We start from the raw sequence: 13,615 nt of genomic DNA, 5'->3' as shown, positions 1-13,615 counted from the left end.
TGTTAATAGGCTGTTGAGGCAGTATTAGTACAAAATTTTTAAAATTTCTTTAGCTACTTCTGATTTTTCCATTTCTGGTAGTTCTTTTATGCTTTGTTTATTTATTATATAAACTTTGTTCAATCTTGAACCAAAATATTTAAGTTCATTTGCAATAATAAAGTCTAAATTTTTCTTTTTTAATTTTTCTTTGGCTTTTTGAATTAAATTTTTAGAATTCTCAGCGCAAAATCCAACAACAATTTGGTTTTTAAGTTTGTTGTGTCCTATATGTTGGATTATGTCAGGATTTTTTACTAATTTTATATATAATCTATTGATTTTACTTTTTTTAATTTTACTATTGAAAATGTGTTTGGGTCTAAAATCGGCAACAGCTGCTGCTCCAATTATTATTTCAAATTTATTATATATTTTGAGAACTTCCTTATACATTTCCATTGCAGTTTTTATTTTTATAATATTAACCCCCTTAGGTTCATTTTCATTAGTTGGTCCTGTAATGATTGTAACTTGAGCTCCCAGTTTGATAGCCTCTTGTGCTAAACAAAATCCCATTTTTCCCGTTGATGTATTTGAAAAATAGCGAATTGGGTCTATTAATTCTTCAGTTCTGGATGCTGTTATAAGTATTTTTTTATTTTTTAGGTAATTTTTTTGATTAAATTCATTTAATATTATTTTTATAATTTTATCTTCATTTTTAAGGCGTCCTAAACCATTTGATGAGCAAGCCAAAAACCCTTTATCAGGCTCAATGAATTTATAATGATAAGTTTTAAGCTTTTTTATATTTTCTTTTAAAATAGGATTTGAATACATTGCGCTGTTCATTGCTATTGCAAAATAAGTAGGAGCTGTGCTTGCAGATATTATTGTAGTTAGTGCATCATTAGCAATTCCTGATGCAATTTTAGATATTGTATTATAGGTAGCAGGAATAATAAGAATTAGGTGAGCCCATTGCGCAATTTTTATATGTTCAACTTCATTATGCTCTAAATCCCACAAATTAGTAATTATTTTGTTCTTAGAAATGGTTTCTAAGGTTAATGGAGTGATAAATTTAGTTGCATTTTTTGTCATTACAACTTTAACGTTGTATCCTAATTTAACTAAACTAGAAATTATGTAAACTGACTTGTAAGAGGCTATGCCCCCACATATACCAATTAATATATGTTTATTTTTATTCATATAATGTATATTATATAATACACATTATATTTGAATTTATAAGTTTTAATACTCTTTAGTCAAGGTTGTTTTAAATGAAGAATAGGATTTTGTACGCTATATTATTGTATGTTTGTATGTTTTTTTTGTGGTTTTGTTTTGCCTATTTTATCAACACATCGGTTACTATATTTAATATTCCTTTGTGGTTTTTTTTGTCAGGAATTTTGTTTCCCAGCATAAATTTTTTTTGGTTTGTTTTTTTATTTTATTAATTAGTAAAAATTGATATTTTTTATTTTTAGATTTCTTTTAAAAAAAGAAATAGAGGTAATTTTTTGTTATTAAATAAATACTTTCTTGCAAATCGAAGTATTAATTTTATTGTAATGGCCTTGTTATTTTCTTCTAGCTATATTAGTGCTAGTAGTTTTATTTCTGGCCCTTCTGCTGTTTATAAGTATGGGTTGTCTTTTATATTATTAGCTACTATACAAATTCCTACAACTTTAATTGCTTTTGTTATTGTTGGCGAGAGATTAAATCGCGAATCAAAAAAAATTGATGCAATAAATATTATTGACTATATTAGATATAGATATAAAAGTGATTTTTTGGCGCTATTAAGTGGATTTGTATTAAGTTTTTTTTTAATGTTTATGATTTCTGCCCAATTAATAGGTGGCGCTAAGCTTATAGAAGTTTTTTGGGGCATTGATTATGTGCTTGGTCTTTTGTTTTTTGCCCTGTTGGTTTTTATTTATGTATTTTTTGGAGGATTTAAGGCAGTAGCTTATACGGATTTGATTCAAGCATTTTTAATGCTAGTTTCGTCTGTTATTTTATTTTCCAAGATGTTAGATTTGGGAGGAGGTATTAATAATTTATTCAAGACGGCAACGTCTAGTTTAGATAAAAATCTTTTGCTTCCTTCAAATTTTGACTTAAAACCACAATATATAATTTCTTTTTGGATATTAATAGGAATAGGAATATTAGGGCAGCCTCAGATTATTAATAATTTTATAGCATTTAAAGATGAAAATTCTATAAAATTATCTCTTCCCATTTCTACTTTTATTATCAGCTTTTTAATTGTTTTGATGCATTTAATAGGATTTTTCGCTATTATTCTTTTTCCAGATTTAAGTCCAAATGATAAAGTTGTTTTAAATGTAGCTTTAAAAGTTTTAAATCCTTTTTCTTCTTTTATTTTTTTTATAGGTCTTTTGTCTGCAATAATGTCTACAGTAGATTCAAATTTGCTCTTAATAACGTCTGTTTTAATAAAGTCAATATTTATTTATAAAAAAGATTTAAAAGAAGATATAAAGGTTAGTAGAGTAATAAGGATTTCTAATATTTTTTTTATTTTAATAATACTTGTATTTTCTTTATTTCCTCCCAATTTTTTATTCTTTGTTAATATTTTTGCTTTTGGAGCTTTAGAAGTTTCATTTTTTTCTATTATCATTTTTGGACTTTATTTAAATTTTGTAAGTAAAATAGCAGCATTTGCTTCTATGTTTTTAGGTTTGATATTTTATTTGTGTATTTTATGTTTTGAATTGAATATTTGGTTTTTTCATCCCGTTTTTCCATCGTTTTTTGTTTCTATATTCACATTTTTAATAGTTAATTTTTTTTGTAAAAAATATAGCAAAGTTTGTTAGGATGATTATTTCTTGCGTTTGGATAAGTATATTTTTTTAGAAATTCTTGCTAATGATAATGGCAAGCGGCTAGATTCAATTTTAATTAAAATTTTAAATTTGTCTAAAGCTAGAATAATAAAACATATTAGAAAGGGTGATATTAGGCTGAATGGTATAAAACCACATTTTTCATATAGAGTTTGCAAAGGTGATAAAATTTATTTGTATAAATCTTTAGCCCAGGGTCTGAACTTAACTATTAATGAATGTTATAAAAGTGATCTTGATTTTCAATATATTCGAGAAAGAATAATTTATGAGGATAGTGATTTACTTGTTTTGAACAAGCAAAGAGGCATTTTAGTTCATGGGGACAGAAATTCTCTTGATTTTTTAGTGAATGCTTATCTTTCAAGGGAAGATTTAAGATCCTTAAGCTTCAAGCCTTCGGCAGTGCACAGGCTTGACAGAAATACTTCTGGAATTATTGTTTTTGCAAAAAATATAGATACTGCAAGAAAGCTAAGTATATTGTTTAGTAGGGGGTTTGTAACTAAAAAATATTTTGCAATACTTTTTGGGGAGGTTAAGTCAACGGTTGTTTATGAAAATCATTTATTTAGGAATAAAAGATTGAGAAAAACTTTTGTTTTAGAAGGTAAAGATTTTATTAATGCAATTACAAAGGTTAATCCAATATTGTCTTCCAAGAGGGCTACTCTTGTTGAAATTATTATTAAAACAGGCTTTACTCACCAAATAAGGGCCCAATGTTCGTTTAATAATCATCCTTTAATCAATGACAAGAAATACTGCGATAAATTTAAGAAAAGTAATTACTTTTTACATGCTTTTTTGGTAAAATTTAATGAAGCATTCTTTAAAAAGAATGAATTTTACGCTAAGCCTAGTTTAGAATTTTTAAAGCAAGTAAAAGATATTTTTGATGTTTATGAATTTTCAGAATTTTTCAAGTAATTTTTTTTTGAAAAAAATATTTAGCAAGGTTAAAAACTTTGCAACTAGTATTAAACATAAATTTGTTAGAGTGAAGGTGTATGCATTGGTAGGATCTGCTGGAACTGGTAAGAGCTTTAGATCGCATTTGGTAGCAGATAAATATTCAATACCTTTAATCATTGATGATGGTGTGTTAATTAAAAACATGAAAATTATTGCTGGTAGTTCTGCCAAGTTTGAAGATAATGTTTTTAGAGCAGTAAAGCGATCTGTATTTGAAGATGATGCTCATTGCAATGAAATGCTTGAAGTTCTTGGAAGAGAAGAATTTAATAAAATATTAATATTAGGAACAAGTCTTAAAATGATAGATAAAATAATTTCAAGACTTTTGTTGCCAAATGTTTTTAAGATTATTTACATAACAGATGTCTCAACTAGGCAGGAAATAGAAAAAGCAAGGATTTCAAGGCAAATGGGGGAGCATGTTGTGCCAGCAGCTGCTTTTGAAATAAAGTCTGTTAGACCTAATTTACTATTAAACCCAATTAAAGTTTTTTTTAAAAGCGGTTGGTTTTTTACTAAGAAGAAAAATTATATTCGATCTGTTGTAAGGCCTCATTTTTATGAAGAAGGAGTTTTGTCTATTTCTAAGAGAGCTGTAAGGCAAATTATTGAACATTGTGTTTCTGAATATGATAGAAGTTATATTGTTTATGATCTTAAAATTAAAAAAGATGGAAGTAATTACCTTTTTAAACTGTTTTTGAATATTCCTCTTGGAAATAACTTACTTAATAATACAGAAATGCTTAGAACCTATATTATTACTAACGTACTTAAGTATACAATAATTAATATATTGTCTATTGATATAGTTATACATAAATTTTATGACAAAAAAGATTATTTAGAAGAGAGCTATGAAGGTTGATTTTGACAGTTTGAAGAATATTTTTTTTGTAGGAATAAAGGGGAGCGGAGTTTGTTCTCTTGCTTGTTTTTTAAATTCAAAAGGATACCTTGTAGAAGGGGTAGATGTTTCTGATAAATTTCATACCGATGAGATTTTAAGTAATAATAAAATATCTTATTATGAAAATATTTATGAGTTTTCATTAAAAGAACTTGGTAGATCTTTTGATTTAATAGTATATTCTTCAGCTTATGATAAGGGCGGTTTGCAAGTTTTGCTTGAAGCAAAAGAATTGAATATACCCGTTTTATCTTATCCTGAGGTTCTTGGTGAGCTTTCTAGAAAATACTATAGTATTGGAATTGCAGGTTCTCATGGTAAAACCACCACTACGGCGTTTTTAGGTCTTCTTTTTAACAAATTGGGATTAAATCCCAATGTTATTGTGGGATCAAGTGTTAAAGATTTTGGAGATAATTCTGCAATAGCGGGTATTAGTAATATTTTTATTGCTGAAACTTGTGAGTATAAAAAACATTTTTTGTATTTTAGCCCCAATATGCTTATTTTAACTAATATTGACTATGAGCATGTTGATTTTTTTAAAAATTATGAGGCTCTTGAAGACGCTTTTTTACAATATATTAATAAGTTAAAGAAAAATGGGATATTAATAATTAATTCTGATGATAATAATTTACTTAAAATTAAAAGGCAAATCAATAGAAAAGATATAAATATTTTTAGTTTTGGATCTAAAGATTTGTCGAATTTTCAAATAAATAACATTGTAGTTGAGAATGAATATTTTTGTTTTTCTTTTTTGGGCTTGTGTAATATTAAACTTAAGACGGCTTTATTTCACAATGTATTAAATTTTTCGGCAGCGCTTTTGGCTTTAAATCTTTTTTTAGAAAGTAATGGAAAATCGATTTTTAATTTTGAAGAAGCGGTAAAGAAAATTGCAAAAAATTATAGTGGTATAAAAAGAAGGGTTGAAGTTATTAAAGAGAAAAAGGGAGTGATTTACATGGATGATTATGCTCATCATCCTAGAGAAATTAGAGATACGCTTTTTGGTATTAAAAATTTTTATAAGAATAAACGTATAATTTTGGATTTTATGCCACATACCTTCACAAGAACAAAAGAATTTTTTAATGATTTTGTTGAAGTTCTAAGTATTGTTGATATATTAATTTTGCACAATATATATCTTTCTAATAGGGAGAATTTTAATCCAGATGAACTTTCTGTTCAATTGTTTTTAAATATTAAAAAAATAAATAAAAATACTTATTTTTTTAAAGATGTTAAAGATTCTATTGAATTTATAAAAAGTTTATTAATATCGGGAGATTTGTTTATTACAATGGGCGCAGGAAATAATTTTATTTTACACGATTTTCTATAAGGGTATTATAGTGAAAAGCATGACGGGATTTTTTTATTTGGAAAAGATAATTGGTAACTATATGTTTAGTGTTAATTTGAAGTCTTATAATGGAAAATTTTTGGAATTTAAACTTAGGTTACCAGAAATTTTTTCTGGTTATGATCTTGATATAAGAAATTTGATTTCAAAGTATATTAGCAGAGGTAATGTTTTTTTAAATGTAGGATATAAAGAATTGGTTCCCCGTATGAATTTTACAGTTAATCCCAATTATATTGAGGCTATTTCTAGACTTAGAGATTCTTTGGCACATACTGATCTTAATATTAAGAATGAACTAAGTTTGGGCGATTTTTTATCATTAAAGGGAGCTTTAATAATTGATGAGGATAGTGAGCATCAAGAAGAAATTTATGGTTTGTTTAAAGGTGTTTTAGAGGAAACCTTATATCATTATAATAATGGGAGAAGTTTTGAAGGAGAAAATACTAAATCAGATATAATATCAACTCTTGTGCTAATAGAGCGGGATCTTAAAATTATTAAGGATGCTTGTAGTGATATAAATCTCAGATTATTTGCAAGCATTAAAGAAAATATCTCTAAATTAATGGATGAATTTAGAGACTTAACTATTGCAGAAGAGGCAGCTAAAATGGCAATTCGCCTAGACATTAATGAGGAGATCATGCGTTTAGATTCTCATATAGAAACTTTTTATAAAAATCTTGAATATGAGATATGCGGTAAAGTTCTTGAATTTATTTCTCAAGAAATGCATAGAGAAATAACAACTATGAGTAATAAAGCGGTTGATCTTGATATCAAGAATTTGATTTTAAACATGAAGTTAAATTTAGAAAAAATAAAAGAGCAAATAAGGAATGTTGAATGAAAATAGCACTTTCTGGTAAGAGTGGTTGTGGCAATACTACTGTAAGCAGCATGATTGCAAAACATTACGGTCTTGAGTTTATTAATTATACTTTTCATGATATTGCAAGAGAGCATAATATTCCTTTTTCGGAATTTTATGAAAAAGAAATAATAGGAAGAGATGATTATTATTGGGATAGGTATCTTGATAAGAGATTGTCTGCACTTTCTAAAAAGAATAATACAGTGCTTGCTTCTCGGCTTGCTATTTGGATTTCTAAGAGCGCTGATTTAAAAATATATCTTTATGCTAAAATGGAAGTCAGGGCTGAGAGAATAATGACTAGGGATGGAGGTATGTATTCTGATGTTTTAAGCAGTACTTTTAATAGAGATGAAAATGATAAAAAAAGATATTTAGCTATCTATAATATAGATATTGATGATTATTCTTCAGAAACTGATTTAGTGATTGATGTTACAAATATTAATTCAAATGAAGTTTTTGAATTAATTCGAGATGAAATTGATAAAAGAAATTTGAAAAATTAGCCAAACTTATCTAATATGTTAGTTTGTAAGGAGATTAAATGACTAAAGTGCCTTTAAAAAAAATACAAGATTTTGATGGAAATTTTTATGAACTTGTTGTTGCTACTATAATACGTACAGAGCAAATCATAGACAATATTTCTTTAGCAGAGCATATCATTTTTGATGATAAAATATTAGGACAAGCTTTTAATGACGTTTTAACTGGTAAATTTAACTATTCAATTGAGGGAAGATAGAATAGTTTTTATTTTTGGCCCCACGGCTGTGGGCAAAAGTAATATTTTATTTCATTTTCCAAGAAATAAAGCTGAAATTATTAATGTTGACTCTATTCAAGTATATAAGGAGTTCGATATAGCTTCTTCAAAGCCAAGTAAAAATTTGTTGAAGCATATAAAGCACCATTTAGTAGATTTTTTAGATCCCGGAAAAGAGTATACCCTTGGAATTTTTTACGAACAAGCTTTAAGAATAATAAAAGAAATAAGACAGAAAAAAAAAATTCCTATATTTGTAGGGGGTACTGCTTTTTATTTTAAGCATTTAAAGGATGGATTTCCTTCAACACCCTTGGTTACTTCTAAAATAAGAAGTTATGTAAATAATCTTTTAGATCTTAAAGGTAAATTCTATCTTCTAAAAGAATTAGAAAATGTAGATCCTATCAGATTTAATATGTTAAATAAAAATGATATTTATCGTATCAAAAGATCGCTTGAAGTTTATTACCAAACAGGAATTCCTATTAGCCAATTTCAAAAAAAGCAAAATAGTGAATTTAAAGATATTTTGATTATAGGGCTTAGAAGACCTTTTGAAGATTTGAAAACCAGAATATCAATAAGAATTAATGAGATGCTTAATGCTGGATTGCTTTCCGAGATTAAAGGTTTGTTTGGTAAGGGTTACAATGAAAATACCCCAGCTTTTAAAGGGATAGGCTATAATGAGTTTTTGTTATGGAAAAGTAGACCTTGGTATAGTTTAAATGATATAATAAGTTTGATAAACAAAAATTCGTTTTTATATGCAAAAAGGCAAATGACCTTTTTTGCCAAGATTTCTGATGTTTTATGGTTTCATCCAGAGGATGATTTAGATGACATTTTGAATTTAATTTTTAAAGTTGATAAGGAGATTTAAGGAGTGCCTTGCGGAAGAAAAAGAAAATTAAAAAAAATTTCTACTCATAAAAGAAAGAAAAAAAGAAGGAAGAATAGGCATAAGAAAAAAAATAAGTAATTTACTTATTAATCGGACTTTTTCACGGTTATAGTGTAGTGGGCTATTTGGAATGCTCAATTATTATATTGTTGACTATGTTTATATCTTTACTAAAGATGTAGCTTTTAGTTCCTTTATAATTGACTAGGATCCAATTCCCCTCAATTCCATATCGTTCTGTTTTTTCTAGTGTTTTTTCGATTTTTACTACTTCGTCTTTTCTAAGTAGAATTGCGTAATCATAATTCAATTCGCTATTTTTCTTAGTGTTTTTACTAAGAAAAGTATAGTCTTTTATTATTATACCCACTTTATTGCTAAAGCCAAGAATACTGCTTTTGGGCAAATTCAATTTTTGAATGAGAGGAATTTTGTTATTACTATTGCAAGCTAAAAGAATTAAGGATGTTAAATATAATGTTTTTGTATTCATAATTTCCTTGATTTTTTATATACTACTATATATTAGTACTATAATAATAACAAATAATATGGTATTTTTTAGAATTTTTAAGGATTGTTAATGAAGAAATATCTTTTTTTTATTTTATTTCTCATCTCTTCTAATAATTTAATTATTTCTTATCCACTTTCTTTTGGTGGAGGTTTTTCTTATCAATTTACTAATTATACTGATAAAACAAGCTCCACTAAATTTGCTCCAAATTTTACTAGGGCAGATCATGGGATTAATTTTAATTTATTTTTTGATGCAAATTATGCACTTTTTGAAATATCTTATAAAGAGGCTTTTGTTACTACTCACAATGGAAGATATTTTTCATTAGGGCTTTATGGAACATATCCAATGATTTTTAAAGAGCAGATTAGAATGCTTTTCCCATTGATTGGGTTAAAATATGCCTTTGATTTGAGTTCTAATAGGCACAATCTCTTTTTTTTAAGCATGGGGCTTGCTGCGGATCTTTTTATTCCCGATCTTGAGGGTTTATATGTTAGGCCTTTGTTTATGCTTTCCATCTCTCCATTTTCTAATTATAAAAATTTTTCTGGGTTAACAACTGAGATTATGCTTGGATTTAATATTGGTTGGAGATTTTCTAATTAGGGAGTTTTATTCCCAAATGAAATGGGACAGATCTTTCTTGTCCAAAGATGTTCGCAGTAAAGTTTAATTTATGGGGGGCATTATTTGACTTTACCACAAGAGTGCTTGAGCCCCCTCCATCTAGATTAATAGCATTAGTCATGCCATAGCTTAATGCAAAATCAATAGCTTCATTTAGAGAAGCCCCTTTGCTATTGTTAACGCCCCTTCCTTCTATTGTAGCGAGAAATAAATACTTATTATTTTTGTCAGTTCCTATTATTGTTCTTGGGTGCCTTGTTTCTTTAAAGTTTTTTTTATAATTTCCGTTTTTGATTAAAACAAAAAATCCGCTAAATCCGTAATCGGAATCTTTAATTTCGTCTTCTTTGGGATTTAATACAATTTTATTGTGTTTTATTGCAATTTCTCCGTAGTTAGCTATTTGTTTTGAAATCATTTTTTTATTATATATGTACAGTCCTTTTGGAAAAAACATGTTTTGTTTAACTTCGTAAGGACTTGTGTTAATCGCAATATCAACATTATTGGAAATTAAGAAATGACTTGTTGTTTGGCCCTTAAAGTAGTAATTATTTAGCTTTTTGTCGTAAATAGGTTTTGATATAGTGAATCTTAAATCTTTATTTTCAATTTTTACTAGAACATAATTGCTATTTATGAAATAACCCCTAATAATTTTGTATTTGGCTTTTTGAGCGATTGATTTAGATAATATTAGTCCTGATGAGATACTTAAAACTAATATTAGTAGTGTTAATATTTTTTTACTCATTTCTTTTTATTTTATAAGAATAAATGCTTTTAGGATAGTTTGTTAATATGAGGTTTTTAATTCGTGTTGCTAATTTTTTATTTTTAAATTTTATAAGATTAAATATTTGATAAATTATTTTGACATCTATATTTTTTTCATTATTTAAAATTTTTTTAATTTCTTCTTCATTAATATTATCTTCATTTATTCTTAATTTTAGTGAAATGATTTCGTTTTTTATTGTTTGATTTTTAATCTTTTTTTTGTTTATTTTATTTAAAAAAATATTAGCTTCTTTGTATTTTTTTATTTTTAGATAGTATTTTGTAATTAATAGGTAGTATTGTTCTAAGTCAAAATTTTTAATTTTATTTATTGTTTCTAATTCTTTTGGTAAGTTGTTAGTTAAATCATAAAGCATATATAGTTTTATTAAATTTTCTATATTTTCCTTATTATTATTTTGTAATGCAAAAGGAGTAATTACTAAAAATAATAAAGCATAAAAAAAGGATAGCCAGTACATAATTTATTATAAACTTTGTTTTAGGAATACTTTTAAAAAAAGTAATTTAATTTTTTGTAAACTTTATTTATTAATTTTTTTATAAAATGCAGCTTTTGTATGTATTCTTCGTTTTCTATCAGACTTTTTATGCTTTCCATAGATTCTTCTATTGCCATTATGAAATTTTGTTTAGGTTTTAGTCTAAAATTTCCAAACCCATCTGTTTCCAACGATAAAAAAAGAGCTGTTTTTTTTGGAGGATAGCTTATAAACTGCATTGTACACTCTAAAAGATTTTTCATTTTTTCAGGTTCATCAATGTTTACATTGTTTGTTTCATATTTTTTTATACAATGCCAATTTTTTCCCATGCCTTTGACTATTTTTATAGTTTCTAAAAATTTTTTATTGCTGAAAACCGTTGTATTTTTATGCATTAATTGTATTTTAATTTTTTTCAAATCTTCATTATTTTGATTATTTAATTCGTTTTTTACAATCATTTCTTTTAGTGTTTCTAGGTTAATTTTTATTACATAAATGTTGTTTTTGTACTCTGCTTTGAAATTCCTTTTTCCTATTTTGATTTCATTGATAATTTTTGTTTGCTTAGCATTTGTTATTTGTTTCTCTTTCTCAGAGATGTTTTTATGTTCAAGATCTCCATTAAGGTTGATATCATCAATCCATTCTTTTTTTAACACACCAATGGATCTTGCATACATTTTTGTGGTTTCTATAATTTCTCCTGCAACGAAATATTTTACAGAATCGGTACTAATAAGTGATCCGGGATGAATGATTACGTTTTGAGCTTTAATGGTTTTGTATTTCTTTTTTGAAGTTTTAAAACAAATATAATCTCTCATTCCTCTCATTATTGATTTTAAATATCCTTCGTTATCAAAAACACCTTTTTGTATTATTGGTATATTTAATTTGCTAACAATGTTTTCAAGTTGCATTTGTACATTTGCTATCTCTTCAAGTCCTTGTAGGTCTAAATAATTTTCCTTTGTGAAAGCTTCTTTATTTGTAGCTTTTTTAAAATCTTCAAAGATATTAATAAACCCAATTAAATCTCCCATTGGATTTTTATATTTTAAGTGAGCTTGTCTAGCTTCCATCTCTTCATTTTGGGGTAGTAGAAAAATTCCGCTTGTGGATAAAAAGGATAGACCTATTGTGGTTTGATAGATCGCTTGTGGATAATTTATCATTGCTTCAACTAATGCTCTTGAATGTGCTGGCACTAATGGGAATAGTATCATATATTTCCCAATTTCTGTAAGTTCGTTTTTACTGTTTATAGCATCTAGAGATTTTAATATTTTGCTTGCAGTTTGAATCGAATGCGTTGATGGTTTTGAGATAAAGTCAAAGTGGGTAAAATCTCTGATTCCAATATCTGCCATTCTTAGTATTACTTCAGATAGGTCTGTTCTATATATTTCTTCTTTTTGATAATCTTCTCTTAACTGATAATCTTCTCTTTTATAAAGTCTGTAGCAAGTTCCTTTTGAAAGTCGTCCTGCTCGGCCGGCTCTTTGAGTTGCTGATGATTTTGAAATTGGAACTTCTTGGAGTGAATAGGTATGAGTTTTTGTTTGGAATTTATTTGTTTTAACCTTTCCGCTATCAATTACTATTTGAATATTTTCAATTGTGATTGAAGTTTCTGCGATATTTGTTGACACTATTATTTTTCTTTTATTTTTAGGAGTAGTCACAAATATTTGCTCTTGGGCTTCTTTAGACATTCTACTGTATAAGGGAAATATTATTAATTTTTTTTTTGAGTTTAATTCTTGTAATTCTTTTATAGTTTCTTTTATTTCTTTCTCTCCAGATAAAAATATAAGAATATCTCCTGCTTTTTTTTCTTTTATTACGTTTAAGACAATTTCTTTTATTTTTAATATCATTCCTTTTGATGTGTTTAAAAGAGGAGGATTGTATATTATTTGTACTGGATAAGTAATAGTTTCAATACTAACAACTGGTGCATTGTTGAAATATTTTGAAAATATTTTTGTGTTTATTGTTGCAGACGAAATTACGATTTTAAAATCGTCTCTTTTTCTTGAAATGTCCTTAATAAGGCCTAATATAAAATCGATATTTAAACTTCGTTCATGTGCTTCGTCTATTATGATTACGTCATATTCATAAAGCAATGTATCTTTTTTTAGCTCTTGCAGAAGCACCCCGTCAGTCATTAATTTTATTTTGGTTTTTGGACTTGTAATTTCTTCAAATCTTATTTTGTAACCAACTTCTTCTCCAACGTTTACACCAATGTGCTTGGCAATATATTCAGCTATTGATATTGTAGCTATTCTTCTAGGTTGAGTTACGCCAATTTTTCCTAATTTTGCAAAACCCGCTTCATATATTATCCTTGGTAGTTGGGTAGTTTTTCCACTGCCTGTTGGACTTTCAACAATCAAAACATTATTGTTTTTTAATACTTTAATTAATTCATCTTTGTATTTATAAATTGGGAGTTTGAAATCATTCATA

Annotated in this window: 14 protein-coding genes; 9 read left to right on the top strand and 5 right to left on the bottom strand. The window is 26.8% G+C overall.

Features of this window, described 5'->3' with window-relative positions:
- Positions 1 to 24: 24 nt before the first annotated feature.
- Entirely contained in the window at positions 25 to 1,197 is a 1,173-nt protein-coding gene (coaBC, locus tag HNR35_RS00155; protein WP_183223152.1) for a bifunctional phosphopantothenoylcysteine decarboxylase/phosphopantothenate--cysteine ligase CoaBC, read from the bottom strand.
- A 284-nt stretch (positions 1,198 to 1,481) separates the two neighbouring features.
- Here coaBC and panF point away from each other — a divergent pair, with 284 nt between their 5' ends.
- Genes panF through miaA form a run of 8 tightly spaced genes read left to right on the top strand, consistent with a single transcriptional unit; the run spans position 1,482 to position 8,677 of the window.
- Positions 1,482 to 2,849: a sodium/pantothenate symporter gene (gene panF, locus HNR35_RS00150; RefSeq protein WP_183223593.1), complete on the top strand. Its 1,368-nt coding sequence runs from the start codon at positions 1,482 to 1,484 to the stop codon at positions 2,847 to 2,849.
- A 12-nt stretch (positions 2,850 to 2,861) separates the two neighbouring features.
- The gene (locus HNR35_RS00145; RefSeq protein ID WP_006433379.1) at positions 2,862 to 3,809 is read left to right on the top strand and encodes an RluA family pseudouridine synthase; all 948 of its coding nucleotides are present in this window, start codon (positions 2,862 to 2,864) and stop codon (positions 3,807 to 3,809) included.
- Entirely contained in the window at positions 3,778 to 4,725 is a 948-nt protein-coding gene (locus tag HNR35_RS00140; RefSeq protein WP_183223150.1) for a hypothetical protein, read from the top strand. Before HNR35_RS00145 ends, HNR35_RS00140 begins: the two co-directional genes overlap by 32 nt.
- Entirely contained in the window at positions 4,715 to 6,121 is a 1,407-nt protein-coding gene (gene murC, locus HNR35_RS00135) for a UDP-N-acetylmuramate--L-alanine ligase (protein ID WP_183223148.1), read from the top strand. The genes HNR35_RS00140 and murC overlap by 11 nt, the downstream gene beginning before the upstream one ends.
- 10 nt (positions 6,122 to 6,131) lie before the next feature.
- Positions 6,132 to 6,998 carry a YicC/YloC family endoribonuclease gene (locus tag HNR35_RS00130; protein WP_183223146.1) on the top strand — a complete coding sequence of 289 codons (867 nt, stop codon included), beginning with the start codon at positions 6,132 to 6,134 and terminating at the stop codon, positions 6,996 to 6,998.
- The gene (gene cmk, locus HNR35_RS00125; protein WP_183223144.1) at positions 6,995 to 7,531 is read left to right on the top strand and encodes a (d)CMP kinase; all 537 of its coding nucleotides are present in this window, start codon (positions 6,995 to 6,997) and stop codon (positions 7,529 to 7,531) included. The genes HNR35_RS00130 and cmk overlap by 4 nt, the downstream gene beginning before the upstream one ends.
- Before the next feature lie 38 nt (positions 7,532 to 7,569).
- Positions 7,570 to 7,770, top strand: coding sequence for a DNA-directed RNA polymerase subunit omega (locus HNR35_RS00120; protein ID WP_006433351.1), 201 nt, complete (start codon positions 7,570 to 7,572; stop codon positions 7,768 to 7,770).
- Positions 7,757 to 8,677 (top strand): tRNA (adenosine(37)-N6)-dimethylallyltransferase MiaA, encoded by a 921-nt coding sequence (gene miaA / locus HNR35_RS00115; protein ID WP_183223142.1) that lies wholly within the window; start codon positions 7,757 to 7,759, stop codon positions 8,675 to 8,677. The genes HNR35_RS00120 and miaA overlap by 14 nt, the downstream gene beginning before the upstream one ends.
- A 142-nt stretch (positions 8,678 to 8,819) precedes the next feature.
- Here the strand turns inward: miaA and HNR35_RS00110 are convergent, their stop codons facing one another.
- Positions 8,820 to 9,191 (bottom strand): hypothetical protein, encoded by a 372-nt coding sequence (locus HNR35_RS00110; protein ID WP_183223140.1) that lies wholly within the window; start codon positions 9,189 to 9,191, stop codon positions 8,820 to 8,822.
- A 90-nt stretch (positions 9,192 to 9,281) separates the two neighbouring features.
- Between HNR35_RS00110 and HNR35_RS00105 the strand changes: the two genes are divergently transcribed.
- Entirely contained in the window at positions 9,282 to 9,827 is a 546-nt protein-coding gene (locus HNR35_RS00105) for a hypothetical protein (protein WP_006433390.1), read from the top strand.
- On the opposite strand, the gene HNR35_RS00100 is transcribed toward HNR35_RS00105, so the two are convergent.
- The 3 genes from HNR35_RS00100 to HNR35_RS00090 are packed head-to-tail and all read right to left on the bottom strand — an operon-like array spanning position 9,820 to position 13,614.
- Positions 9,820 to 10,602: a phosphodiester glycosidase family protein gene (locus tag HNR35_RS00100; RefSeq protein WP_006433338.1), complete on the bottom strand. Its 783-nt coding sequence runs from the start codon at positions 10,600 to 10,602 to the stop codon at positions 9,820 to 9,822. The two genes, HNR35_RS00105 and HNR35_RS00100, sit on opposite strands and share 8 nt — an antisense overlap.
- On the bottom strand, positions 10,595 to 11,110 hold the full coding sequence (locus HNR35_RS00095; RefSeq protein WP_183223138.1) for a hypothetical protein: 516 nt from the start codon (positions 11,108 to 11,110) through the stop codon (positions 10,595 to 10,597). The genes HNR35_RS00100 and HNR35_RS00095 overlap by 8 nt, the downstream gene beginning before the upstream one ends.
- Positions 11,111 to 11,142: 32 nt before the next feature.
- Positions 11,143 to 13,614, bottom strand: a complete 2,472-nt coding sequence (locus tag HNR35_RS00090) for an ATP-dependent RNA helicase (protein WP_183223136.1) — start codon at positions 13,612 to 13,614, stop codon at positions 11,143 to 11,145.
- Position 13,615 lies beyond the last annotated feature (1 nt).

It is taken from the genome of Borreliella spielmanii (assembly GCF_014201705.1).
Lineage (GTDB): Bacteria > Spirochaetota > Spirochaetia > Borreliales > Borreliaceae > Borreliella > Borreliella spielmanii.
The sequence above is the reverse complement of the archived record's forward strand: the minus strand, read 5'-3'. Positions and strand labels throughout refer to the sequence as shown.

Bases quoted from the DNA above. Each gene is read 5' to 3' on its own strand.
- coaBC (WP_183223152.1), bottom strand. From the start codon at position 1,197: ATGAATAAAAATAAACATATATTAATTGGTATATGTGGGGGCATAGCC.
- HNR35_RS00140 (WP_183223150.1), top strand. From the start codon at position 3,778: ATGTTTATGAATTTTCAGAATTTTTCAAGTAATTTTTTTTTGAAAAAA.
- murC (WP_183223148.1), top strand. From the start codon at position 4,715: ATGAAGGTTGATTTTGACAGTTTGAAGAATATTTTTTTTGTAGGAATA.
- cmk (WP_183223144.1), top strand. From the start codon at position 6,995: ATGAAAATAGCACTTTCTGGTAAGAGTGGTTGTGGCAATACTACTGTA.
- HNR35_RS00120 (WP_006433351.1), top strand. From the start codon at position 7,570: ATGACTAAAGTGCCTTTAAAAAAAATACAAGATTTTGATGGAAATTTT.
- HNR35_RS00110 (WP_183223140.1), bottom strand. From the start codon at position 9,191: ATGAATACAAAAACATTATATTTAACATCCTTAATTCTTTTAGCTTGC.
- HNR35_RS00105 (WP_006433390.1), top strand. From the start codon at position 9,282: ATGAAGAAATATCTTTTTTTTATTTTATTTCTCATCTCTTCTAATAAT.
- HNR35_RS00100 (WP_006433338.1), bottom strand. From the start codon at position 10,602: ATGAGTAAAAAAATATTAACACTACTAATATTAGTTTTAAGTATCTCA.
- HNR35_RS00095 (WP_183223138.1), bottom strand. From the start codon at position 11,110: ATGTACTGGCTATCCTTTTTTTATGCTTTATTATTTTTAGTAATTACT.
- HNR35_RS00090 (WP_183223136.1), bottom strand. From the start codon at position 13,614: ATGAATGATTTCAAACTCCCAATTTATAAATACAAAGATGAATTAATT.